We start from the raw sequence: 23,268 nt of genomic DNA, 5'->3' as shown, positions 1-23,268 counted from the left end.
TCGCCGGCGTTGCCGCTCAGCGCAGGTAGCGCGCGGCGGTCAATCCGTCCAGGCTGATCTGCGGCGCGCGGCCGCTGATCAGGTCGGCCATCACCCGTCCGGTGCCGGCGGCCATGGTCCAGCCCAGGGTGCCGTGGCCGGTGGCGAGGTACAGATTCGAATACGGCGTAGCGCCGAGCACCGGCGTGCCGTCGGGCGTCATCGGCCGCAGCCCGCTCCAGAATTCGGCGCGGCGCGCATCGCCGCCGCGCGGGAACAGATCGGTCAATACATGCAGCAAAGTGTCGCGGCGCGCGTCGTGCAGGCGGCGGTCGTAACCGGCCAGTTCGGCGGTGCCGCCGACCCGGATGCGGTCGCCCAGGCGGGTCACCGCGACCTTGTGGGTTTCGTCCATGATCGTCGAATCCGGCGCGTGCTGCGGATCGACGATCGGCACGGTGATCGAATACCCCTTGACCGGATACACCGGGATACGGATGCCGATCGGCGCGAGCAGCAGCGGCGAGTAACTGCCCAGGGCGAGCAGGCAAGCATCTGCGTGCAGCACGCCGGCATCGGTCTGCACGCCCGCGATCATCCCGCCGTGGGTCTGCAACGCCTGGATGTTCACGCCGAAACGGAACTCCACGCCGATCGCTTCGGCCATGCGCGCCAGGGTCTGGGTGAACTTGAAGCAGTCGCCGGTCTCATCGCCGGGCAAGCGCAACGCGCCGACGAACTTGTGCTTGACCTGCGCCAGCGCCGGTTCGTACTGGAGGTAATCGTCGCGCCCGAGCAACTGGAAGGCGACGCCGTACTCGCGCAGGATCTCGATGTCCTTGCCGCTGTCGTCGAGCTGCTTCTGGCTGCGGAACAATTGCAGCGTGCCCTGCTGGCGATCGTCGTAGCCGATGCCGGTGTCGGCGCGCAGTTCGCGCAGGCAATCGCGGCTGTACTCGGCCAGCCGCACCATGCGCGCCTTGTTGATGCGGTATCGCGCCTGGGTGCAGTTGCGCAGCATCGCCATGCACCAGCCGAGCATCGCCGGGTCGAGCAGGTCGCGGATCACCAGCGGACGGTGCCGCATCGCCAGCCATTTGATCGCCTTCAGCGGCACGCCCGGCCCGGCCCAGGGCGCGGCATAACCCGGCGACACCTCGCCGGCGTTGGCGAAACTGGTTTCCATCGCCGGCGCGGGCTGGCGATCGACGACGGTGACTTGGTGGCCGGCCCTGGCCAGGTAGTACGCGGCGGTGGTTCCGATCACGCCGCTGCCCAGCACTAGAACCTTGATGGCCGTCTCCCGCTCGTGCTCAACCGAAGGGACGGAGCCCTGCGGTGAGTTAAAGGAAGAGCGATCGTAACAGTTGGCTCTGTCGCCCGGCTTTATCGCCCGGCTTTTATCGCTATTACCGGTTCGCGCGACGCCGAAGCATCCACAGCGCAGCCAGCGCCAGCCCGGCGCTCAGGAACCGCAGCGAGTTGCCGATCCAGCCGGTAGCCGCGGTGTCGGACACCGCGAACACCGTCCACGCCGCGTTCAACGACACGTGCAGCACCCAACCGCTCCAGATCGTCTCGCCGTCGAGCGCATCGAGCGCGGCGAACACCAGCGCGCCGACGAAAGTGATCGCGAAAATCTGCAAGGCCATGCCGCCGTCGGCGCCGGCCGACCACCAATGCACCAGCCCGAACACCAGCGCCTGGACCAGATACGCCGCCGGTCGCCGCCAAGCCAGCGCGCGGCGGACGAAGACGAAACCGAAACCGCGGAACACGATTTCTTCGAGCAAGGGAAACAGCGCCGCCAGCATCAAGAGATCCAGCAGCGACCACTCGCTCGACACGTGGCCGATCCAGGCCAGGCCGATCCAGCACGGCAAGCTCGCCAGCGCGGTCAGCGCCGGGCCTTTCCAGCCGTTCCAGCGCAGGCCCAGGTCGCGCGGCAGTTCGGCCCGGCGACGGCTCAACCCCATCGCCGCGGCCACCACGATCGCCACCGCCAGCGCGTTGTCGAGAATCGAGCCGCCGTACGCGAACGGCAGGCCGGGGATTTTCAGTCCCAGCGCGGCGGTGATGTCGCGGAACTGCAGGGCGACCACCAGCGCCACGACGGCGACGAGGCTGGCTGTGAAGGTTCGCGAAGAGCGCGCTGAGTCCATGTGATCGATGCTCCGTGCCTGATTCCGGCCGGAGCATAGGCCGGCGCGCGACGCCGGGCACAGTGACGATAGGTGGGGTTGCTTACGGCGGTTGCCGTTCTCGGCCGTCCGAAGAAAGACGGACCAGCCACGTCGGGGCCCATGCCGGGTCAATGCGCTGTTCGCCGTTGTCTTGGCGGTGTACTCAGCCGAGTTCCTGCGCGAGTCCGATCAGAATCCCTTCCGGCCCGCGGATGTAGCACAGCCGATACACGTCCTGATAATCGACCACCTCGCCTACCAGCTGCGCGCCGCGCTTATACAAGCGTTCGAGCGTCTCGTTGAGATCGTCCACGGCGAACATGACGCGCAGATAGCCCAATGCGTTGACCGGCGCGGTGCGGTGATCGGCGACCACGGCCGGCCGAAGAAAGCGGGACAGTTCGAGCCGGCTGTGGCCGTCCGGCGTGCGCATCATCGCGACCTCGACATGCTGATCGCCCAGGCCGGTGACGCGTCCGGCCCATTCGCCTTCGATCGTGCCGCGGCCTTCGAGTTCGAGGCCGAGTTCGCGAAAGAAATCGATCGTCGCTTCGAGGTCTTCGACGACGATTCCTACATTGTCCATCCGCTTGAGCGCCATGGTTGCAGTCTCCACGGTGTCGTTTGGCTGACAACGGGCTGGGCGCCCGCAACCCGCGGATGATGCCATGGCGATCCGCGCTCGGATCCAGACTCGCTGCACGCAGTGGTTGCGCGACGGAGTTGCCACCGGCCTGCGAGAGTCGGCGGCAGTCACGCTTGCATCGCACCACGACGCTCGCGAGGTTCACGCCATGCCGAACACCGATCGCCGCGACCCGGACGACCCAGCCGCGGCCTGGTCAGCGTTTCAAGGGGCCGCGCAGCACGAGAACGGCGCGGCGATCAGTACGTTACGAATACGGGTGTTGCGCTTCATCGTCTTTCTCCCTGGCGCCGCGCACTACGCTTACTTCGAAAACGCCGAGCGCATCCTGGCCACGTCGCGCGATGCCGACGAGGCCAGCAAGAAACTGGTCGATCTGGAAAACGCCGCATCGGTGACCGGCGCATACGACCGGCCGCGGTGTCGGCGTATATCGCCGCGACTGACCCGCATCGTCCGCGCGAGCGTGTAAACCTTGCGCTGCGTCCGATCCGGGAAGTGACCGCGCCAGCGGCCCGGAAGCGTGGCGCGGGCAGCGGCGGGGAAGCGTGATCGACCCGGCAAACGCCCGTCGGCGACGCCGCTAGTCTCGGCCGATATCCCCTCGCACGCATGGCATCCGACATGGTCGACATCCATCACCCCGGGCCGTACTTCGCGATGATGCTGGCGGCGCTCGCATTCGCCTCGCTGCCGCTGTTCCGCGGCGCCGACCGCGACGGGCCGCAGCCGGACAAGCGCACCGACACCCTCGACGGTTTGCGCGGCTTCCTCGCCCTGAGCGTGTTCGCGGCGCATACGGTCGTGCATTACGAATACTTGCGCAGCGGCGTGTGGAAACCGTCGAGCGCGCAGTTCTACAACGTCGCCGGGCTGTTGGGCGTGTGTCTGTTCTTCATGGTCACCGGCTTCCTGTTCTGGACCAAGCTGCTCAAGGCCGGCGGCCGTCCGGGCTGGCGGGCGCTGTATATCGGCCGGGTGTTTCGGCTGGGGCCGGTGTATCTGGCGGTGGTGCTGACGATGATCGGCGTGGTCGCCTATCGCACCGACTTCCGCTTGCAGGTGCCGGCATCGGAAGCGATCGCGTCGACCTTGGCCTGGCTCTCGCTCGGCATCGTGCCGCCGCCACCGACGATCAACGGCTATGCCGATACCGGCACCATCCTCGCCGGGGTGACCTGGACCTTGTTCTTCGAATGGCTGTTCTATTTCTCGTTGCCGCTGCTGGCGGTGTTCGTGCGTCGCGGCCGGCATCTGGCGTTCACCGGCGCACTGGTCGCGGTCTGCCTGCTGACCATCGTCGCGGCGACCTGGAACGGCGGTTTCGAAGCGGGGGTCAAACCGCGTCCGGTGTTGATGCTGGCGGTGCTGGCCGAACTGGTCCTGCTGTTCGCTTCGGGCATGTTCGTCGCCTCGCTATTGCATGCCGGCATCGGCGAACGGCTGCGCCTGCAGCGACGCCGCTGGGCGGTGCTGGCCTTGCTGTGCCTGGCGCTGGTGTTCGCCGCGATGCTCGACATGCGCAACCTCGGGATGCTGTCGTTGCTCGCGCTGTGTCCGCTGGCCGCGACCTTCCTGTGGATCGTGTGCGCGGGCAATCGCTTGTTCGGGGTGTTGGCGTGGCCGGCGTCGCGGCGGCTGAGCGGGCTGAGTTACGGCATCTATCTGGGCCAGGGGCTGGCGCTGCTGGCGGTGTTCGCGATCCCCGGCGTCAAGGCGTATGCAATGAGCGGCACGCTGGCGTTCTGGCTGGTCAACATCGGCTGCGCGCTGGTGCTGGTGACCGGCGCGCTGGCGGTCCATCTGTGGATCGAGGAACCGGGCATCCGCATGGGCAGGCGCTGGGCGCAGCGGCTGCGCGCGCGGTCCGATGCGCTGGTGCCGCTGGCCTCGACCGGCTAGCCGCGCGCGCCGGCATCGGCGAAGACCGGATCGGCGAAGACGGGTTCGCCGCACAACGTTCGAACGCGAGCGCGGCGGCCACGGACGATGTGCAACTCGGCACACACGACATAAATGGCTCACCTGAAACCGAAGCGGTATGCTGCGCCCTCCCGACCGGCGCCGCCTCGATGACCGCCGCTGCTCCACCCGACATCACTCAGCTGTTGCAAAACTGGCGCGCGGGCGATTCCGACGCCGAAACGCAATTGCTCGAACAGATCTACCCGGTGCTGCGCCGTCTGGCCCAGCAACGCCTGACCCGCAGCGGGCAGCTGACCCTGGTCGCCACCGAACTGGCGAACGATGCCTATTTCAAGTTGGTCGAGCAGCGCGAAGCGGAGTTCCAGAACCGCGTGCATTTCTATGCGATCGCCGCGCACGTGATCCGCCGGCTGCTGGTCGATCATCTGCGCGAGCGCTCCGCGCTCAAGCGCGGCGGCGATGTCCTGCGCGTCACCCTGCAGGCCGGGCAGGAGGTCGCCGCGGTCACCCCCGATCTGGCCGACGCGCTCGACCTCGATCGCCTGCTCGAACGCCTGGAACGCATCAACGCGCGCGCCGCCAAGGGCGTGGAACTGCGTTTCTTCGGCGGCCTGACCATCGAAGAGACCGCCGAAGCCATCGGCGTCTCGCTGCCGACCGCCAAGCGCGACTGGCAGTTCGCCCGCGCCTGGCTGCACGGCCAACTGTCCCCGCCGACTTCCTGATCCCAGGCCGTTCGCCATGCAGACTTCCACTTCGATCTGGTCGCAGGCCGCCGATGTGTTCGTGCGCGCGCTGGATCTCGATCCGGAGCGGCGCGGCGCTTTCATCGACGAACAATGCGCGGGGCAAACCGATCCGGACGCATTGCGCGAAGCGGTCGCGCGCCTGATCGACGCGCACCACCGCCTGGACGAATCCGCCGACGCCGACGCGTCCGACGCCTGGCAGGGCGCGGCCGCCGCGGCCGCCGCGCAATGGATCGAGCACGACGCCGAACAGCTGGAACCGGGCAGCCGCGCCGGGCCGTTCGTGATCGAACGCGAGCTCGGGGTCGGCGGCATGGGCCGGGTGTATCTGGCGCGGCGCGGAATCGACGAAGGCGAACAGCGCGTGGCGCTCAAGGTCGCCGCGTTCCATCGCCTGGCGCCGCAGGTGCGCCAGCGCCTGCGCCGCGAACGGCAATTGCTGGCGACGTTGGAGCATCCCAACATCGCGCGGCTGATCGATGCCGGCGAGTTGCCGCCGGACCGGCCCTACTTCGCCATGGAGTACGTCGACGGCGAACCGATCGTGCAGCATTGCGACCGGCTCGAACTGCCGCTGCGCGCGCGCATCGAACTGGTCGTGCAGGTGCTGTCGGCGGTGGAGTACGCGCATCAACGGCTGGTGCTGCATCGCGATATCAAGGCCGGCAACGTGCTGGTCGACCGCGACGGCCGGCCCAAGCTGCTCGACTTCGGCATCGCCAAGGCGCTGACCGGAGTCGACGCGCCGGTCAGCATGGCCACCGCCGACGCGCAGGCGTTCTTCTCGCCGGCCAGCGCCGCGCCGGAGCAGGTACTCGGCGCCGCCACCGATGTCGCGACCGACGTCTACGCGCTCGGCGCGTTGATGTACGAACTGTTCGCCGGCGAGTTGCCGCTGACCCTGGAAGACGCCAACCCGGCGCTGATGGCGCACGCGATCGTGCACACCGTGCCGGCCCTGCCGAGTCGCGCGGTGGCTCGGCTCGACAAGCAGTCGCCCGAACGCGCCGCGCAGATCGCGCGGCAGCGCCGCAGCGCCAGCGCACAGGCGCTGGTGCGGCAATTGCAAGGCGACCTGGATGCGATCGTCGCGCGCTGTCTGCGTAAGGAACCCGAGCAGCGCTACGCCAGCGTCGAGCGCCTCGCCGCCGATCTGCGCGCGGTGTTGGAATCGCGGCCGATCGCCGCGCGCCGCACCGAGTCGCTGTATCGGCTGGGCAAGTTCGCGCGCCGCCACGTCGCCGCGCTGACCTTGGCCGCGATCGCCTGCGCGCTGACCGTCGGCTTCGTCACCAGCACCGTGCTGCAGTCGCGGCAACTCGCGATCGCGCGCGATCGCGCCGAGGCGCGGCGCGCCCAGGCCGAAGACGTCACTCAATTCATGATCGACCTGTTCCGCGCCTCCGACCCGGCCCAGGCGCGCGGACGCGATCCGGGCGCGCGCGAACTGCTGGCGCGCGGCTCGCAGCGGCTGCAGGCGATCGACGATCCCGAAACCCACGCCGCGCTGGCCGCGGCGATCGCCGACATCGATCTGTCGCTGGCCGACTACGACGGCGCCGAGCGGCATTCGGCCGAAGCGCTGCGGCTGCTGCAAGGTCTGCCGCACGCGGACCCGACCGATTTGCGCGCGGTCTACCGCTTGCGCGCGCGCGTGGCCATGACCCGCGCCGATTACCCGCGCGCGCGCGGCCATCTCGAACAAGCGCTGCGCGCGCTGCCCGACGCCGCCAGCGGCGACAGCGCCGCGATCGCCGACGAGCGCCTGTTGCTGCGACGCCTGCAGGCCGAACTGGAACAGGCGCAAGGGCGCCTGGATATCGCCTTGCGTCTGTGGGAATCGGTGGACGGCGAACACCAGCGCCGTTACGGCAACCGCGACCTGCGCAGCATCGAGACCCGCCAGGGTTGGGTCAGCGCCTTGCGCGCATCGGGCCAGCAACCGCGCGCGGCGCTGCTGCTGGCGCAATTGCCGGCGCTGGGGGCGAACGCGCAACCCGACACCCCGGAGGCGGCCGAATCGCTGTACAACCAAGCGCGACAAAAACGCGAACAGGGCGACTACCCCGCCGCCGAGCGCCTGGCCCAGGAATCGCTGCGGGTCAGGCTGAAACTGTACGGCGAGCGCCACGGTTACACCGCCGCGGCGATCAACCAGCTCGGCACGATCGCCCAGGCGCGCGGCGACTACGCCGCGACCGCGGCCTATTTCGAGCGCGCGTTGCAGATCAAGCGCGAACTCAAGGGCGAGCAGCATCCGCACGTGGCGTCGGCCGAATACAACCTCGGCCTGCTGCAGCATATGTATCTGCACGACGCGGTCGGCGGCGAACGCCATCTGCGCAAGGCGGTGGAGATCGCCACCGTCGCCACGCCGGAGCATATGAACCTGGCGATGTACCGGCTGGCCTGGGCAATGGCGCTGCACGACCTGGGTCGCGACGCGCAAGCGCGCGCGGTGCTGGCCCCGGCGATCGAGCGATTCAAGCCGATGCCCGGGCATGCCGCGAACCTGGCGCTGGCGCAGGCCGAAACGCTGTGCCTGGGCGATCTGCCGACGCCGGCGAACGCGACCCGCGAACTGGCCGACGCACTGGCGGTGATCCGTGTCGATTTCGCCGCCGACAACCCGCGCGTGCTGCGCCTGCAGGCCTGCCAGACCCGCCTGGGCGCGCTCACCGGAAAGTGAGCGCGCCGCAGGCGCATCGGGCGATCCGCGCGACCGGTCGAGATTGATCGAGGTCGCGCGCGGCGGCTTATTGCAACTGGGGCACGGTCGGATCCGGCGGCGGTATCGGCTGGTCCAGCGGATTGATCGGCGCCGGCACCGGAGCCGACCAATAGTGATCGAACGCAGTCGGCCAACCGATGCTCACCTCGGTACCGCTCTGCGTCGGCACGCCGAGCAGCAGCGCATTACGCAACCGCACCGGCCGCCAACTCGCCGACGGCAGCGGGAAACGCACTTCGCGCAATTGATCGGCGGCCCACACGCCGACCACGACCGCGCCGGGAACCCACTTCAGATACGCCGGCTGGCCTGTCACCTCAGGGCCGTCCAGGACGATGCTGCGGTGATCGAGCCATTCCGGTTCCAGCAACGACGCGGTGGCGTACGACCAGTCCGTCCTGGGCGACTTCAGCCAGTCGAGCACCAAGGTGATCTGTTTCTCCTCGCGCCGCAGCGATATCACCAGCATGCGCTCGACCCCGTACTTGTCGGTCGGCCGGAACGACCACTCGATCATCCGCGCCTCGGACGCCTGCGAGGTATTCCCGCCCAGCTTGAAATTATCGATGTGCCAGGCGATTTCCACCTCGTTGGACGGGTTGCGCAGACGGTTCAGCAGGGCGTCGCTGAAGCCGATCTCGCGAATGCGGCCGCGGGCTTCGATCGGCACCGTATCGAACATGCTGAGGGTGTAGACCAGATTGACTTCGCACGAGCCTGTGCCCGGATCTTGGCCCGACTCGGTGGTTTCCGGCGGCTCCGGGCCGTCGCCGCGGTCGTCGCAGAATTCTTCGCCCGCCCAGGCGGGTCCGACCGCCAGCGATACGGCAATGGCGAGCAGTCCTAGCATCTTCTTCATGGGAGCCTACTTGTCATGTTGAATAAGTGAGAAAGAGCCACGCGCCGCGACGGCGATCCTTGCGACCCCGCGACGCGCAACCTGGAACCACCCGATCCGCCCGGCGCGGACCGACCACCACCACCCCGGCACCCGGTCGCCGTGCCGGCCGACCGATGCGGGTCCGACCCGCGGCCCCGTTGCCTGTCAGGCGCAACGGGTCCGTGGACAGGCCGCTCGATCGGCACCGGCCGGGCGGAGCCGGATCGGCCCGGAGCCTCGGCGACGCCGAGCGTCGCGTGACGATAAACACGTAATCGACGTGAGGAACGGCTCATCGCGTATCAGCATCGCTTCGACACCGCTCCGCCCTCGCCGCTAACGCGCGCGGCCGCCTGTCCCCCTACGCGATGACGGGCGCCGGCCGTCGGATCGGTCCGCGTTGCCCGAGCCGTTCGCCCTCGCACGCCCCTGCCCGACGCGGCGCGAAGCCGCCCGACGCCCGCCCCCGCCTGCCCGCAAACCCATGCCGCGCAAGGCCTTCATAATTCTTCACCCAGGTTTCAGGCACTTCATCCGGCGCTCGTTCGCAATCGGGTTTCCTCATCGCTCGGAACCTCGACCATGCGTCCACGCCTCAGTTGCCTGACCCTTCCGCTGCTCGCCCTGCTCGCCGCCGCTCCCGCCCTGGCCGGTGCCTACCAACCGCCGCAAGCACGCGACGACGGCTGGGCGGTCGCCGACGCCGCCGGCCAGGGCTGGCAGGTCGAACGCTTCGGCGAACTCGAAGCCGCCATCGCCAAGGGCACCTTTCCCGACGTCACCAGCATCGTCGTCGCCAAGGACGGCAAGCTGGTCTACGAGGCTTACTTCAACAAAGGCGGCGCCGACGTCCTCAACGACGTGCGCTCGGCGACCAAGAGCGTCACCTCGCTGCTGGTCGGCGCGGCCATCGACCGCGGCCTGATCCCCAGCGCCCAGGCCGGCGTGTACGGCTACTTCGCCGACAAGCGCCCGTGGCAGAACCCCGACCCGCGCAAGGACAAGTTCACCCTCGAAGACCTGCTGACCATGAGCTCGCTGTGGGACTGCGACGACGACAACCCGTTTTCCGACGGCAACGAAGAGCGCATGTACGTGCGCGAGGACTGGACCGGCTTCGTCCTGGGCCTGCCGATCAAGGGCTTCGCGCCGTGGATGACGCGGCCGGAGAAAAGTCCGCACGGCCGTTCGTTCTCGTACTGCACCGCCGGCAGCTTTCTGCTCGGCGCGGTGGTCGAACGCGCGAGCGGACAGCCCTTGGAAAAATTCGCCGCGCAGACCCTGGAACAGCCACTGGGCATCAGCCGTTCGCAATGGAACCGCGCGCCCGAGGGCGTCGGCATGGGCGGCGGCGGCACCCGCTATCGCAGCCGCGACCTGGCCAAGCTCGGGCAGATGGTCGCCGACGGCGGACGCTGGCAGGGCAAGACGGTGATTTCGAAAGCCTGGATCGACGCCGCGCTGAGCGTGCATGCGCAGGCGCGCGACGACGCCGACTACGGCTATCAGTTCTGGCGCTTCCGCTTCCCGCTGCACGGCAAACAGACCGGGGTCTGGGCGATGTCGGGCAACGGCGGCAACTACGTGTTCATCCTGCCCGAGCAACGCCTGGTCGCGGTGTTGACGCGTACAGCGTTCAATCAGCGCAACGCCCATCCGCAATCGCAGCAGTTGTTCGCCGACTATCTGCTCAAGGCGATGCCGTAAGCCGCGCCAGCAACTCGCGCGGGACTTGGCGGTTTTGATCGGCCACGCGCTGATGGATGAGGTCGAGCGAACGCGCGAACTGCGGATGCGCGGCCAGCGATCGGAACAGCGGCGAGGCGCCGAGGTAATCGGCGTCGCGATAGCCTTCGTCGACCGCGCGCTGCACGTCGCGCAGCGCGGCGGCGGAGTCGCCGCTGCCGGCGTGCAGCAAGGCCACTTCCAGCCAATCGGAGGGATAGCCCGCGCCTTGTTGCAGATAACGGCTCGACTCGCTGGCGCGCTCGCGCAGGACCGCGGGCGCGGCCGGCGGACCGTACAGATCGACCAGCGTCCGCGGCAGACTCGCCTGCGGCCTCAGCGCGGCGGCGCGCGCGAACGCCGCCGCCGCGTCCTTGCGATCGCCGCGCGCCAACGCCAACTCGCCGGCCAGCAGATGCAGGTCGGCGTGTTCGGTGCCGCGCTGCAAGGCCTGGTCCAGCGCGCCCCGCGCTTCGGTCAGGCGGCCGTGACGGAACAGGAACCGCGGCCAGGCGATATTGGAAAACACATTGTCCGGGTACAGCCGGAAACTTTCGCGATAGCGCGCCTGAGCCGCCTGCGGATAACCGAGCAAGTCCAGATTGCTGGCGATCTGCAGTTGCAGAAAACGCACGCGCGCCGGATCGCCGTGCAATGAGGTGTTGGCGACCAATGCATCGGCCAGGCGGCCTTTGCGGTCGTACAGATACGCGGCCGAGGCGCGGGTGGCGTCGTTCGCCGGGTCCAGGCGCAGCGCCTGTTCGTAACCGGCCAGCGCGTCGTTGAGGCGCCCGCGGCAATCGTGCGAATACCCCAGCGCGGCGTAAGCGGCGGCATCGTTCGGCCCGGCGGCGATCGCGGCCTGGGCCAGGGTCTGCGCGCGCGCCGCCCAGTCGGGCGCGAAATTGAACAGGCATACGCGCGCACTGTAGGCGCGGCTCAATCCGACCTGGGCGGCGCGGTCGCGTGGCGTTTCCTGCAAGGCCTGCTGATACAGCGCGATCGCGCGTTCGTTGTTGTCGCGCTGGCCGAGGCTGGCGTAGTACTCGGCGCGCTGGGTCAGGCTTTGCGGCGCGGCGGCGACGGGCGCGACAGGCGCGCTGGAACGGCCGCGCCATACGCCGAAACCGATCGCCGCGATCGACAGCAGCGCGAGCGCGGCGATCCACGGCGCGAATCGGCGCAGCGATGACGGCGACGACAACGGGTGTGCAGGCATCGTCGCCGGCGCGGCCACCGCCTCGTCCGCATCGCGCAACCGCTCGGGCCGCACGCACAACTGATAACCGCGTCCGCGCACCGAACGCAGATAGCGCGGATCGCGGCCGTCGTCGCCCATCGCCTGACGCAGCAGCTTCACCCGCTGAGTCACGGTTTCCTCGTTGACCACCGCCGGCGCCCACACCTGCTGGATCAATTCGTCGAACCCCACCACGCGATCGCCCTGCGCGATCAGATACGCCAGCAATTGGAAGCTCAGCCCCGAGACCTTGAGCGCCACGCCGTCGCGTTCCACCCGCTGTCCCGCCGTGTCGACCACCAGGTCGGCCAGGGCGTAGCGGCCGGCAACGGGCGCGGAAGGAGCGGCATCGGCCATGCGGATCGTCGCTGCGTAGGGAACCCGAGTTTATCAGCCCGGCTCCGATCACCCGCGCGCGCTTCCGCGCGGGCAGTCGCACACCGATCGCCGCACCGTGTCGGGTTTTGCCCGCCCGCTACGAACTGGGTCATGTGCGGCGACGCGGTGATCGCGTAACGCACAGGCGTGTCGGACCGCGGCCCGGTCGGTCATCCGGGTCCGGCTGCAGACCAGACCCGGGTCGGCTTCCGGTCCGCACCCAGGACATTCACCGGCGCACATCTGTTCGCCGCCACTCATGGAGAGAACCGTATGAAAAAACCCTACAGAACCTTGATTCTCGCGATCGCGGCGACGGCGTTGTCGGCGGGTATCGCGTTCAACCTCTCGGCTCAGCCGGGCGCCTATGTCGAGATACGCACCTACCGCGACACCGGCGGCACGGTGCACGGCGTGCGCTACATCAGCCACGGCTGCGCCGACCCGCAGCCCGCGGGCTGGGGCCGGGCCATCGGCCTGTTCACCTCGCAGCAGAGCATGTGTTTCGCCCTGCCGACTCCGGGCGGCGAGTTGTGATTCATCGGTCGTGACCGTGGACTTGTGATCCACGATTAAGACCATGGCGTCGCGGGACGGGGCCCCAACACCCGTCCCGTTACGTTGCAGCGATGCGCGGTCTCGGCGTGATCTCGGCATGGAGCGCCGGCCATCGCCGTCGCGTTCGCAATGCGCCGCCCTCAGCGCCGCTTGCGCAGCAACTGCGCGAGCAAGGTCAGCACCGCGAACACCAGGATCACGACCACGCCCGGGTACAGCATCGACAGCTGCGTCGCCGGCGCGATCGCCGCGGTGACCACCGCCAGGCCGCAGGCGCCGCCCACCTGCAACGAACTGTTGAGCAATCCGGCCGCGAGCCCTTGCTCCTCGTCCTCGACGCCGTTGGTGCCGGCGACCATCAAGGCCGAAATGCTCAGCGCGAACCCCACACCCCACAGCACCGAGGCGGGCAGCAGCACCGTCCACAAGTCGGGCCGCGGTCCGATGCGCAGCATCAACAGATAGCACGGCACGAACGCGAGCAAGCCGACCAGCAACACCTTGTCGACGCCGAAGCGGCTGATCGCCGCGCCGAGTTTCGGCCCGAGGATCACCACCATCAACCCCGCCGGCAGCAACACCAGCGCCATCTGCCACGGCTGCCAGCCGTGCAGGTTCTGCAGGTACAAGGCGATCAGGAATTGAAAGCCCATCGCGCCGCCGTACAACAACGCGGCGCTGAGGTTGGCGGCGACCAAGCCGCGATTGCGGAAGATGCCGAGCCGGATCAGCGGATGCCTGGACTTGCGTTCGATCCGATAGAAGCCGAGCAGCAGCAGCGCCGAGACCGCGAAGCCGGCGATCGTGCGCGTCGCGATCCAACCCACTTGCTCGGCCGACACCAGGGTGAACACCAGCAACAGCATGCCGCCGACCAGGGTCAGCGCACCGGCGATGTCGAGCCGCACCGGTTCGCTGCGCGGCGGGTCCGGCGGCAGGAAACGCAGCGCGGCCAACAGCAGCAACACCGCGACCGGAATCGGCAAAATAAAGATGTAGCGCCAGTCCAGCGCCGCGAGCAGGCCGCCAATCAACAAGCCGCTGGAATAACCCGAGGCCTCGAACAGATTGAAGATGCCGAACGCCTTGTTGCGATGTGGGCCTTCGGCGAAGGTCGTGGTCAACAGCGACATCGCCGCCGGACCGGTGAAACCCGCGGCCATGCCCTTGACGAAGCGCGAGACGATCAACAGGCCGGCATCGCTGGCGAACGCGCCGAGCACCGACACCAGCGCGAACACTGCCAGGCCGATCACCAGCACCCGCCGGCGTCCGAACAGATCGGCGCAGCGTCCGCCCAACAACAGGAACCCGCCGAAGGCCAGGATGTAAGCGCTGACGAACCATTGCGCGGTGGCCGCGCTGATCGCGAACTCGCGCTGGATCTCCGGGATCGCCACCGCGATCATCGAGATATCCAGACCGTCGAGCAGGATCACCCCGCTGAAGATCAACAGCGCGATCCACGAACGCGCCGACCAACGCACGCGCTCGTCGCGCGGCACCGATGCCGTCGCGGACGCGGCCTCGATCGCGGAAGCGGACGCAGGCAAAGCAACGCCGTCCCGCGGCGTTTCGCCCGGGTTCAAGCCAACCGACATGACGCACTCCAATGGTTTCGTTGCCGCGATCATCGCCGCTTGTCGGCGCGCGCAAAAACGAGTAATTCTCAGCGCATCGTCAAACGTGGCTTGAAGATCGATGAATCGCATGCTGCCCGGCACCCGGGCGCTCAGGACCTTCGAAGCGGCCGCGCGCCACCTCAACTTCACCCGCGCCGCCGATGAAGTCGGCCTGACCCCGGCGGCGGTCAGTTACCAGATCAAGGAGATCGAAGAGCAACTGGGCATCGTGCTGTTCGTCCGCACCAGCCGCAGCATCCAGCTCACCGCGGCCGGCGCGGTATTGTTCGAAGCCACGACCGACGCCCTGGGCACGCTGCAACGCGCGCTCGCCCGCGCGCGCAGTCTCGAGCGCGGATCGAGCCGGTTGCGGGTGTCGCTCAGCGCCGGATTCGCCAGCAATTGGCTGCTGCCGCGCATGGCCCGATTCAATGCCGCCCATCCGCAGTTGCAACTGAGCTTCGACATCAGCGACGAGTTGCGCGAGTTCGAAACCGACGACATCGACGTGGCGATCCGCTTCGGCACCGGCGACTACCCGCGGACGCGATCGCACCGCTTGTTCGATACCGTCGTGGTCGCGGTATGCAGCCCGGCCTTGCTGGCTCAAGGGATGCCGCTGAACGAGCCGCGCGACTTGTTGCAACACACCTTGTGCTATGTCGACTGGAAGACCGAGCGCATGGTCTGGCCGAACTGGCGCATGTGGATGGCCGCGGCCGGCATCGACGATTTCGACGACAGCCGCTGCGTCGCCTTCGCCGATTCGGGCTATGTGGTGCAGACGGTGATCGACAGCGGCGCGATCGGCCTGGTCGACCTGGCGCTGATCGGCAACGACCTCGCCCAGGGCAGGCTGGTGCGTTTGTTCGATATCGGCGTCGAGGTGGCGGCGGATTACGCCTACCACCTGGTCTATCCGGAAAGCGGCGAGGACGATCCGCGCATCCAGGCGTTTACGCAGTGGATGCTCGATCAGGCCGGACAAAATATCCAGCCCTGACGATCGATCACCAGATCAGATCGTCCGGCACCTGGAACTTGGCGTAGAACGCATCGTCGTCGCTGGCCTCGGCTTGTGCCGCCGCCGCGGACGCGGCGTGGTCGAGCACGATCATCGACGGATCGCGCGCCATGACTTTTTCCGCCGCGGCGCGCGGCAGCAGCTCGTAGCCGTCCTCGTGGCGCGCGATCACCAGCGCGCCGCTCGCCAACTGCGCGCGCAAGGCCGGATTGATCCACACGCTCTTGATCGCCGCGCCATCGGTGAAGCGGTAGCTGATCTCGCCTTCGCGCTTGACCTTGTTCGCTTCGACGATCTGGCGGATCTGCGCGCGCAACTCGTGCGCGCGCGCCTGCGCATTGCGTTCGGCGGCCAGGGCGCGATCGCGCTCGGCCCGTTCCGCGCGCGCGCGCTCGGCTTCGATCTGCTCGGCGCTGGGCGCGGCCGGCGCCTTGCCGTGGCGCTGCTTGGCCTGCTCGCGCGCGACCTGGGCGACCTGGGACTTTTTCACCAGGCCGGCTTTGAGCAATTGATCTTGCAGGGGATTTCGCATGCTTACGAGTCTAGTACGCGCGGCGGCCGGCCGGAAGCGGGCAACCCCTCGCGCCGCAGGGTCTGCGCGATCCGTCCCGGCGGATTGACCCGGCCTCGCACCGGGACTGTAATGAATCCTCCGACGAGGCCCGCCCATGCCCGCTTACGCCGTCACGCCGCGCCTCGCCCAGTTCGAAGGCGAACACCTGCCCGGCAACAGCGTGTGGCGGACCAGCCACGTGCATTACCTCAGCGACGCCGAACTGCCGCCGTACCGGATCGAGGTTCGCGACGGCCGGCTGTACCGCGCCGACGGCAGCCTGTTCGACACCTCCGACTCGCACACCCATTGGAGCGGCCAGGGCCGCGCGATCTTCGTCATGCACGGCGACGGCGCGATTTATTCGGCGAAGGAACACCTGGTGGGCCGTTTCCATCATTCCAGCCTCGGCCAGGGCAAGCCGGTCGCCGGCGCGGGCGAACTGGAAGCGCGCGACGGCGTGCTGACCGCGATCACCGATCACAGCAGCCACTATTGCCCGACGCGGCGCTACACCGAACAAGTATTGAGCGAATTGGCGCGCGTCGGCGTGGACCTGACCGGGGTGACAAAGGAATTCCGCTACTGATCGGCGCGGCGCAGCACGATCGGATTCGCCATCGCCCGCACCGGTGACCGCGACGCATGCACGGCGCATCGGCAGGACGGGACGGACGGATGCCCGCGGCGGCAACGCCGCATCGACGGCCTCAGCGTCGCGGCTGCACCACGCGATACTGCTTCTGATCGCCGTAGCTCTTGCCTTGCGGCTCGACATTGGCGCACAGGCGGCCGTCGCACAGGGTCACGTCGGCCTGGTTGTAGGCGCGCAGCAGATCGGCCGCGACCCGGTTCTCGTCGATGTCGGCGCGGTACTGCCACAACAGCCAACCGCCGCCGACCAGCAACAGCAACACGCTGCCGAACGCGGCGCCGACCACTTTCCAGACCAGATGCTTGTGCAGCGATTCCATGCGCTTGAGCTGCGCGGCCAGGGTCTGCGAGCCTTCCTGCAGCAATCCGCCGGCGCTTTGCAGACGTTTCTCGTAAGCGCCCACCGGCTGGTCCAGGCCGCTTTCCAGCCGACCCATGACCGCGCCGGGCAAGCTGCGCAGGCTTTCGTCGGCCGACTGCCGGACCACGCCGGGTACTTGCTGGGCCAGTTGCTGCAGTTGCTGCATCACCGCGCGCTGACTGGCGCTGATTTCGTCGCAACGCCGCTCGAACTGCTCCATCAGCACCGCGGTCTTGCTGATCAAGGCCATCAATTCGTCTTGCTGCATGGTCCCCTCCTTGAGATCGTCATAGCCAATGATCGCGCGGGGTCGCTGCGTCCGGCGATGACCGCGCATCCGGCCGATCGCATCGCAGACACTCCCCACCAGACGGTCCCGAGCCTATGCCAGGGCGCGGGACAAGGCAACGACCGACGCCGCTTACCTCGAGGCGACGGCGTGTCGGCTAATCGTCGGCACGCCCGCTGGCGATCACCACGAAATGCGGTGAGTCGTCGAAACCCGGTTGCCGGTCCGACAGATGCTCATGGCCGTAGTTCGCGCCCATGCGCTGCATGGTGTCGGCGGCCTTGTTGAGAAAGTTCGCGATCCGGCGAAGTTCGGCTGGCGTCGCGACCAGGCTGATTTCCGCCATCTCCTTCGACTGGATCTCGCCGCTGGACCGACCCTCACCGCTGTAACCGTGGATCTTCATGTTCGATGGTCCTGGGTGATTCGCGGCTTGGTTGCCGAAGCCGTGCTCGTATCGCCGCGGCGCTTCGAGCGAACGATCAATCGGCTTCGCAAGGCACCGTCGACGGCGTTGCGCGACGTGCGTCGGCGCGCGCCCAAGCATAGATCAGCAATCCGGCCAGCGCGGTGATCGCGCCGACCACGCCGGTCGAGGTCCAACCGTAGCCCGCGGTGATCGCCATGCCGCCCAACCACGGCCCCAACGCATTGGCCATGTTGAACGCGGAGTGGTTGGAGGCCGCCGCCAAGGTCTGCGCCGACTTGGCGACGTCCATCAGATGCGCCTGCAACACCGTCGCCAGCGCGCCCATCGTGCCGACCGCCAACACCGCCGGCAGCACCGTCCACACCGAGCGCGCGGCCAGCGGGAACAGCAGCAGGATGATCGCCGACCACACCAGGATCCACGCCGCCGCGCGGAACTGCAGGCGATCGAACAACCAGCCGCCGCCCAATGTGCCGAGAATGCCGCCGATACCGAACGCGATCAGCCCGAACGGAATGAACGACTCGCGCACGCCGGTGACATGCACCAGGGTCGGCGCGAGATAACTGAAGACGCAGAACATGCCGGCGAAACCGATCGCGCCGATGCCCAGCGCCAGCCACACCGGCTTGCGATTGAAATCGCGCAGTTCGCGCATCGCGTCCGGACGCGGCGCGTTCATGCCGCGCGGCAATACCCGCATCGTCATCGCCACCGTCGCCAACGCGATCAGCGACACCAAGGCGAACGCCCAACGCCAACCGAAACTCTGCCCAAGCCACGTCGCCAGCGGATTGCCCAGCAACAGCGCGACCGACAAACCCAGCATGACCCGTCCGACCGCGGCGCCGCGTTGCTCGGGTGGACTGATGCGCGCGGCGACCAGGGCCGCGATCCCGAAATACGCGCCGTGCGGCAGGCCGGCGACGAAGCGCGCCAGCATCAGACTGTAGTAGCCCGGCGCCAACGCGCTGGCCAGATTGCCGAACGCGTAGAAGCCCATCAGCGCGAGCAGCAGACTGCGCCGCGACATGCGCGCGCCGAGGATCGCCAGGGTCGGCGCGCCGATCACCACGCCGAGCGCATACGCGCTGATGACATGCCCCACCTGCGGCTCGGTCACCGCCATCGCGCGGGCGATGTCGGTGATCAGCCCCATCACCACGAACTCGCTGGTGCCGATGGCGAAACCGCCCATGGCCAGCGCGAACACGATCAGGCCGACCTGGCGGGGAGACAGGATCGGGGCGGGTGCGGGGGTGTCCGGGCGGACGGGGGCGGCGACGGTCATGCAGCCATTATTGTGCATTGCAGCATGCGGCGCCATTGCGGGATTGGCCGGTCGCGGCGGCGGGACTAAACCCTCGGGCCTTTGATCGCCGGATCGTCCTGCGCCTGCGCGGGTGCTTGTTGCGCCACGCCCTGCGCTTGTGACGGCTGCTGGGCCAGGGTGTCGCGAACCTGCTGCGAGGCCTGGGACAGGCTGGTGGCGTTGTCCTGCGCGGCGGGCAGCAGGGCCAGTTTCGCGGTCGGATTGCGCAGTTCGCCCTGACCGGCGATCAGGCCGCTGCGGTCATTGTTGAACACGACGAAATCGATCCGATCCAGCCGCTCGTTCTGCCCGCCCTGCGGCCGTTGCGCGCCCGCGAGGCTGGCATAAGCCAGGTTGGCGGCGGCCTGCTGCAGGCGTTCGTCCGGAAATGTACCGGGCGGGATGTTCGGCGAACGCCCGATCGCGTCTATCGCTTGCTGGAAGCGCTCGTGCCCGGGGTGATTGCGGTCGGTGATGCTGGCCGCGCCCGGAGGCGAAGCGGCCGGTGCCTGCGATCCGGGTTGAGCCGGTTGCGTTGGTGTCGGCTGCGTCGTCGGCGCGCCTTGCGTTGGCGCGCTCTGCTCAGGCGAAGGCGCGCCTTGCTGCTGCGACTGCACGCGCGCCGCCGGGCCGATGTTGAACTCGGCGAAACTGCCCGCGTTTACAAGCCGATTGAGGTTGACTGTGATCTCCGGGTTGTTCGCGTTCCAGTTTGCGCCGATGTTGTGGTTACCTTCGTCTGCGAGCAGGTTGTTCCCGTAGGGATTGCGCAGCGTGACCTGGGCCTCGTTGGTGCGCGGATCGCGCGACACGCCCATCACCATATAGGCGTGGCTTTCCTCGAGACCATCTTGAACATCCCGGCCTTGCGTCGCCATCGATACCGGCCGATGTGTCGCCAGCGCCTGCTCCACCTCGGTATAGACCGCATCCAGCTCCAACTTGGCGCCATGTAAAGGTGCCCGGTACGGCGGCGGCTCGGGGCGTGCGACATGGTCGGGGCCGGTGGGCCGCATCGGCGGGGCGTCGGGATTCCGGATCTGGAGACTGCGGCCTGATTCTCCGGTCAAGGCATACACGCCGTCAGCAAGGCCACCGCCACCCGTCGGATCGCCTATCGTGCGATAACCCCGGTTCAAATTGACTTTTCCCTGCGCATCGCGGCCGTACAGTTCGGCGAACCCGGCTTCGATCACGGTCGGCCACAGGGGACCATCACCATTGCCATTGTTGTCGGCCGTGCCGCCGCCCTTCTTGCTGATGTTCCGGCGAATATCGTCTTGCGACACGACGATCGATTCCCGGATGGGATCGGTCTGCCCCTGCCCACGCTCTTGCGTGTTCGGCGGACGGTAGAGCGTTACCGTGAACTCACCGGACCGATCATCGAAGTCGATGGCATCGCGAATGCGATCGGGCTGTGTTTCGCCCAGCGCCCCCATCGGCGCGAGGAAATAGCAGTCGTAAATACTATCTTGAGTGATATGGGACGCGCGCGGTCGGCCGTCCGCACCATACAAATCCGCCGCCGTGTATTGCCGCTCCGTTGCCATGTTGATTTCTTCCCTGGATGGTCTTCGTCACTGTTTCGCGGATGGCACGAGTTCAAAATAGCCCACCAAACTTCGCTCATGTGTGCCAGGCAAGAAAACATTGGTAATCGTAAAAGCGATATAGCGCGGTGAGCTATCGCCAAATTTCCACAGAAGCATCATGTAATTATCATCGTCATACCAGCCTTCGACATGCATCGTGCCGCCCAGAGTCTGGGTCACATACTGATGCGCCTTGGAGCCGATCCCCGCATTGCTGGTGAACCCTGGCGCGGTCAAGACGAAACGTTGACTGACCACCCGATAGTCATGTTTCAGATACTGCTCGACCCACTGCACCATCGCCGCTTTGGCGCGCCGCTGCTCGTGCTCGGGCGACACGCTACCAATCAGCTTGGGCATCGACGCCTGTTGCAAATCTTCGAGCGTGCTATTGGTTGGCTCTATGGTTTTGCAACTCATCAGCGCGCAGCACACCACGAGGAGCAAGACCACGAGGGGACGGAGTTTCATGGCGATGCTCCTTCTGCTGAATGCGGCCGTGTGCCGTCGTTCTTCCCTGCTCATATCGAATTCCTGTCGTCGTGGGCCGGTCAATTTTTCGCCACGGGTGCGAGTTCCAGATAGCCCAACATACGGCGTTCGCGCGTACCAGGCAAAAAATCGCGGGTCAACACGAAAGCCACATAGCGTGGTGAGCTGTCGCCGAATTTCCACACATGCAGCATGTACTTATCATCGTCATACCAGCCATCGATATGCATCGCGCCACCCAAGTTCTGCGTGACATATTGATGCGCCTTGGAGCCGATCGCCGCTCCTGCGGTGTCCCCGGGCGCGGTCAAGACGAAACGTTGGCCGACCACTCGATATTCGTGCTTCAGATACTGCTCGACCCACTGCACCATCGCCGCCTTGGCGCGCCGCTGCTCATGCTCGGGCGACACGCTACCAATCAGCTTGGGCATCGACGCCTGTTGCAAATCTTCGAGCGTGCTATTGGCTGGCTCGATGGTTTTGCAGCTTGTCAGCGCGCAGCACACCAGAACGAGCAAGACCGCGAGAGGGCGAAATTTCATGGCGAGCTTCCTACTGCCGATTACCGCCAGTCTAGACCGTGCCTGTCGTGGTTGCCCGTCCTTTCCAGCCGCTGTGTCCCGCCCATACCGCCACGCCACGCTCCGCGGTCGTACCAAGCCCCGCACCCGACTCAAAGCGGCACGCGTTTTCCATCCAGCATGCCGCGTTCCAAGCGTCCGTTCTCGACGAACAATAATTCGCCGGAGCGGCCTTCCTTGATGCTGCTGTCGACGGCAATCACGCGGCCGTCGAAGTAGCCGCCGACATGCTCCATCGAGGTATGGCCGACGACGATCCGGCTCACGCCAAGTCGGTCGAGGATCGTCTGCACGTCGTTCTGGGCGAGTTCGCCTTGCTTGAAGTAGCCGCGGTACCAGATCGGGCTGGTCTTTCCGTCGTAGAGCGGCGCGAACAGCGGGTCTTGTTTCACCGTGGTCTTGGCCAGGCCGAGCGATTGCCGGTAGCGCGCGTTGACCGCGTCGCGATCCAGATGCAGATCGAAATGACCCGGCTCGATGCCGCCGTGAACGAACAGCAGGTCGTCGATCTTCAGCATCGTCGGCAGTGTGCGCAGCCACGCGCCCAGTACGCTGTCGGCGTCGTACAGCTGCGGGTAGGATTTGCCCAACAACTCGGCGCCGCGCAGGTACTTCGGGTTGACGTAACGCAGGTCGTCGTACAGCACCATGGTTTCGTGATTGCCGAGCAGCACATGCACGTCGCCGCCGGCGTCGCGCGCCTGCTGCTGCAACTGATACAGCAGCCAGAACGTCTCAGTGACGCGCGGGCCACGATCGAACACATCGCCGACCACGACCAGGTGACCGTTGCCGTAGTTCCAGCGACGCCGCTTATCGATGACGTGATTGGCTTGCAGCAAGCGCACGGCCAGATCGAACTGGCCGTGGATGTCGGACAGGGCGACGATGCGGTCGACGCCGCTGATCGACGATGTGGGTTCGGCGACCGCCTTCGCCCTGACGTCGATGGGATCGGGATAACCGCAGCGAGGCGGTATCCGCAGGGGCCATCGCCGCGCCTTGAACGTCTTGCGGATCACCTCGCCGTCGCAGACCCACTGCGCCTGCACCTGCGAGGCGCCGTAGCTCAGGTACGGCCCGTCCTGGATCGATGTCGCCGCCACCGCGTCGGCTTCGGCCGGTTGCTGGCTGCGCTGCTGCGCGAAGGCCGCGCCGCCAACCGCGAGCGTGGAGAGCAGGCATCCCGATAGCAGACGTGCGAAAGCATTCATCGAGGTCGGATTCCGTCCGGGGTCATGATTCATCGGCGCGGCCAGACCGCGCTCAAGCTTGCCACGATGCGCCTGCGTCGTCGTTGCCGAACCAGGCGCGGCGCGTGGCCGGATCTTGGACGATCCGGCGCCGCTTCTCCAGC

The 23,268-nt window shown here is 67.2% G+C and carries 22 protein-coding genes; 8 read left to right on the top strand and 14 right to left on the bottom strand.

The window, feature by feature from the left end:
- Positions 1-16 precede the first annotated feature (16 nt).
- From AC3A4T_RS20400 to AC3A4T_RS20390, 3 genes are all read right to left on the bottom strand, one after another.
- Entirely contained in the window at positions 17-1,273 is a 1,257-nt protein-coding gene (locus tag AC3A4T_RS20400; RefSeq protein ID WP_487677108.1) for a D-amino acid dehydrogenase, read from the bottom strand.
- A 115-nt stretch (positions 1,274-1,388) separates the two neighbouring features.
- Positions 1,389-2,141 (bottom strand): CPBP family intramembrane glutamic endopeptidase, encoded by a 753-nt coding sequence (locus AC3A4T_RS20395; protein ID WP_487677058.1) that lies wholly within the window; start codon positions 2,139-2,141, stop codon positions 1,389-1,391.
- Between the two features lie 184 nt (positions 2,142-2,325).
- Positions 2,326-2,748, bottom strand: a complete 423-nt coding sequence (locus AC3A4T_RS20390) for a VOC family protein (protein WP_487677057.1) — start codon at positions 2,746-2,748, stop codon at positions 2,326-2,328.
- A 208-nt stretch (positions 2,749-2,956) separates the two neighbouring features.
- Here AC3A4T_RS20390 and AC3A4T_RS20385 point away from each other — a divergent pair, with 208 nt between their 5' ends.
- The 4 genes from AC3A4T_RS20385 (at position 2,957) to AC3A4T_RS20370 (ending at position 8,172) form a co-directional block, all read left to right on the top strand.
- Positions 2,957-3,280: a hypothetical protein gene (locus tag AC3A4T_RS20385; protein WP_487677056.1), complete on the top strand. Its 324-nt coding sequence runs from the start codon at positions 2,957-2,959 to the stop codon at positions 3,278-3,280.
- A 152-nt stretch (positions 3,281-3,432) separates the two neighbouring features.
- Positions 3,433-4,710, top strand: coding sequence for an acyltransferase family protein (locus AC3A4T_RS20380; RefSeq protein WP_487677055.1), 1,278 nt, complete (start codon positions 3,433-3,435; stop codon positions 4,708-4,710).
- Positions 4,711-4,880: 170 nt separating this feature from the next.
- Complete coding sequence (locus AC3A4T_RS20375; protein WP_487677054.1) at positions 4,881-5,459, top strand: ECF-type sigma factor; 579 nt, start codon at positions 4,881-4,883, stop codon at positions 5,457-5,459.
- A 16-nt stretch (positions 5,460-5,475) separates the two neighbouring features.
- Entirely contained in the window at positions 5,476-8,172 is a 2,697-nt protein-coding gene (locus AC3A4T_RS20370) for a serine/threonine protein kinase (RefSeq protein ID WP_487677053.1), read from the top strand.
- Positions 8,173-8,239: 67 nt separating this feature from the next.
- Here the strand turns inward: AC3A4T_RS20370 and AC3A4T_RS20365 are convergent, their stop codons facing one another.
- The gene (locus tag AC3A4T_RS20365) at positions 8,240-9,073 is read right to left on the bottom strand and encodes a hypothetical protein (RefSeq protein WP_487677052.1); all 834 of its coding nucleotides are present in this window, start codon (positions 9,071-9,073) and stop codon (positions 8,240-8,242) included.
- A 603-nt stretch (positions 9,074-9,676) separates the two neighbouring features.
- On the opposite strand from AC3A4T_RS20365, the gene AC3A4T_RS20360 reads away from it, so the two are divergent.
- Positions 9,677-10,801: a serine hydrolase domain-containing protein gene (locus AC3A4T_RS20360; protein ID WP_487677051.1), complete on the top strand. Its 1,125-nt coding sequence runs from the start codon at positions 9,677-9,679 to the stop codon at positions 10,799-10,801.
- On the opposite strand, the gene AC3A4T_RS20355 is transcribed toward AC3A4T_RS20360, so the two are convergent.
- Positions 10,785-12,416: a winged helix-turn-helix domain-containing protein gene (locus tag AC3A4T_RS20355; RefSeq protein ID WP_487677050.1), complete on the bottom strand. Its 1,632-nt coding sequence runs from the start codon at positions 12,414-12,416 to the stop codon at positions 10,785-10,787. The genes AC3A4T_RS20360 and AC3A4T_RS20355 overlap by 17 nt on opposite strands.
- Positions 12,417-12,710: 294 nt before the next feature.
- Between AC3A4T_RS20355 and AC3A4T_RS20350 the strand changes: the two genes are divergently transcribed.
- Positions 12,711-12,974 carry a hypothetical protein gene (locus AC3A4T_RS20350; RefSeq protein WP_487677049.1) on the top strand — a complete coding sequence of 88 codons (264 nt, stop codon included), beginning with the start codon at positions 12,711-12,713 and terminating at the stop codon, positions 12,972-12,974.
- 161 nt (positions 12,975-13,135) lie between these two features.
- On the opposite strand, the gene AC3A4T_RS20345 is transcribed toward AC3A4T_RS20350, so the two are convergent.
- Positions 13,136-14,596 (bottom strand): MFS transporter, encoded by a 1,461-nt coding sequence (locus AC3A4T_RS20345; RefSeq protein ID WP_487677048.1) that lies wholly within the window; start codon positions 14,594-14,596, stop codon positions 13,136-13,138.
- A gap of 100 nt (positions 14,597-14,696) precedes the next feature.
- Between AC3A4T_RS20345 and AC3A4T_RS20340 the strand changes: the two genes are divergently transcribed.
- Positions 14,697-15,620 (top strand): LysR substrate-binding domain-containing protein, encoded by a 924-nt coding sequence (locus AC3A4T_RS20340; RefSeq protein WP_487677047.1) that lies wholly within the window; start codon positions 14,697-14,699, stop codon positions 15,618-15,620.
- A gap of 7 nt (positions 15,621-15,627) precedes the next feature.
- Here AC3A4T_RS20340 and AC3A4T_RS20335 read toward each other — a convergent pair whose 3' ends face one another.
- A complete protein-coding gene (locus AC3A4T_RS20335) occupies positions 15,628-16,173 on the bottom strand; it encodes a DUF2058 domain-containing protein (protein ID WP_487677046.1) in 546 nt (181 codons plus the stop codon).
- Positions 16,174-16,309: 136 nt separating this feature from the next.
- On the opposite strand from AC3A4T_RS20335, the gene AC3A4T_RS20330 reads away from it, so the two are divergent.
- Positions 16,310-16,783: a hypothetical protein gene (locus AC3A4T_RS20330; protein WP_487677045.1), complete on the top strand. Its 474-nt coding sequence runs from the start codon at positions 16,310-16,312 to the stop codon at positions 16,781-16,783.
- Positions 16,784-16,904: 121 nt separating this feature from the next.
- Here the strand turns inward: AC3A4T_RS20330 and AC3A4T_RS20325 are convergent, their stop codons facing one another.
- From AC3A4T_RS20325 to AC3A4T_RS20295, 7 genes are all read right to left on the bottom strand, one after another.
- Entirely contained in the window at positions 16,905-17,477 is a 573-nt protein-coding gene (locus tag AC3A4T_RS20325; RefSeq protein ID WP_487677044.1) for a relaxation protein, read from the bottom strand.
- 178 nt (positions 17,478-17,655) lie between these two features.
- Complete coding sequence (locus AC3A4T_RS20320; protein WP_487677043.1) at positions 17,656-17,904, bottom strand: Imm32 family immunity protein; 249 nt, start codon at positions 17,902-17,904, stop codon at positions 17,656-17,658.
- 76 nt (positions 17,905-17,980) lie between these two features.
- Entirely contained in the window at positions 17,981-19,219 is a 1,239-nt protein-coding gene (locus AC3A4T_RS20315; protein ID WP_487677042.1) for an MFS transporter, read from the bottom strand.
- A gap of 65 nt (positions 19,220-19,284) precedes the next feature.
- Positions 19,285-20,793: an XVIPCD domain-containing protein gene (locus AC3A4T_RS20310; protein ID WP_487677041.1), complete on the bottom strand. Its 1,509-nt coding sequence runs from the start codon at positions 20,791-20,793 to the stop codon at positions 19,285-19,287.
- A gap of 27 nt (positions 20,794-20,820) precedes the next feature.
- Complete coding sequence (locus tag AC3A4T_RS20305) at positions 20,821-21,306, bottom strand: hypothetical protein (RefSeq protein WP_487677040.1); 486 nt, start codon at positions 21,304-21,306, stop codon at positions 20,821-20,823.
- Between the two features lie 80 nt (positions 21,307-21,386).
- Positions 21,387-21,872 (bottom strand): hypothetical protein, encoded by a 486-nt coding sequence (locus tag AC3A4T_RS20300; RefSeq protein ID WP_487677039.1) that lies wholly within the window; start codon positions 21,870-21,872, stop codon positions 21,387-21,389.
- Between the two features lie 131 nt (positions 21,873-22,003).
- On the bottom strand, positions 22,004-23,125 hold the full coding sequence (locus tag AC3A4T_RS20295) for a metallophosphoesterase (protein ID WP_487677038.1): 1,122 nt from the start codon (positions 23,123-23,125) through the stop codon (positions 22,004-22,006).
- Positions 23,126-23,268 lie beyond the last annotated feature (143 nt).

This window comes from Lysobacter sp. Soil_N_51 (genome assembly GCF_057655755.1).
The sequence above is the reverse complement of the archived record's forward strand: the minus strand, read 5'-3'. Positions and strand labels throughout refer to the sequence as shown.